The sequence below is a fragment of the Paraburkholderia humisilvae genome (assembly GCF_902859855.1).
Lineage (GTDB): Bacteria > Pseudomonadota > Gammaproteobacteria > Burkholderiales > Burkholderiaceae > Paraburkholderia > Paraburkholderia humisilvae.
On record NZ_CADIKH010000367.1, the window covers coordinates 1 to 1194 of the forward strand.

1 pseudogene is annotated in these 1194 nt (G+C 55.0%); it reads right to left on the reverse strand.

The annotated features are described in order from the left end of the window. Positions 1–548: 548 nt before the first annotated feature. A pseudogene (locus tag HV796_RS46395) lies at positions 549–614 on the reverse strand (IS6 family transposase); the annotation flags it as partial. Positions 615–1194 lie beyond the last annotated feature (580 nt).

Sequence of the window (1194 nt, forward strand, 5' to 3'; positions counted from 1 at the left end):
GCATGCACCGGTAGGTTACGATTGACGGAACAATCGGTTTCCTTCCTGGCCGCAGCCAGGTGAAACAATCCTCTACGCGACTTCACGTCGCACTGACACAGTAAGACTAGGAATTGCGCCCGAAGTCTCTCTCAGAACCGTACGTGACACTCGCGCGTCATACGGCTGCCGGGGCGGCCGGTGGAATTTCACCACCAGCCGCCCACAGAACCGTGCGTAAACCTCTCGATTTACACGGCTCGTCCCAGCCATTCTTCCGTCATCTCGCGATGACAGATCGACGCGGAAGGTAGTCCGTGCATGGCTTTCCGGTAGAAGGCCCCGTAGTAGTTCCACCGGCCACCTATCGTGGGATTACATTGCTCGGCTAGATCGACCAGTGACCCTGATGTTTGACGGGGCAACCGCCGCCGTCGCGCCACCTGGCTCATCCGTTTCAGAGCAGCAGGACTCACGCCGGGCAGAAAGCTCGTTGAGAGCCGCCCAGACCTGATTAGCACCCTTCGCGGACGAAACAGAAAGCCTAGAAATGTAAAAGTCACATTCGGGTACCAGCGTACACACAGAATGATGATCTCCCGATCAAAATGCCGTCCACCGAACAGCCCCTCCAGACCTCATCACCGGCTACCAGTTTGATGGCCGGCCGGCTACTTTAACCGATTCGCCGAAACTATTTGCACCAGAGCCGGCTGGCCTACGATCGGACCTTGATGCGCGGTAGTGCTGGCTTCTTGATTTCCGTCTCGCGATGTTTTATATAAAGCCGGTCCGAGTGGAACGGATTCTTTTTTTGGTAGCGATATTCGGAATAAAATAGCCGACCGGAGTTCGTCGCGCAGCTCCGTTTGCCCGAAAGCGCGCTCGCCGACAGATACTAAAAATGCATACGCCGACGCACGGCATTGCGAGAAACCAGTGTCACAAGCACAAGAAATTAGCATCCAGCTAGACGGGATCAGCAACGTCCTTAAAACTCGACGGTTTCGGGTGCCAGCTTATCAACGATCATATGCTTGGGAAGAGGAGCATGTTCGTGCGCTGCTAGCAGACGTAAGCGATGCGATCAAGGCCAAGGAGAAAGAGAGGTGGCCTCATTCGTTCGGACAGGATCCGCGAGTTTTTAAGTGGAATCGCTGAGGCAATCAAGCTGCCGATTTTATCGCTGGCAGCATGGCGAAGTATGCTTCATCC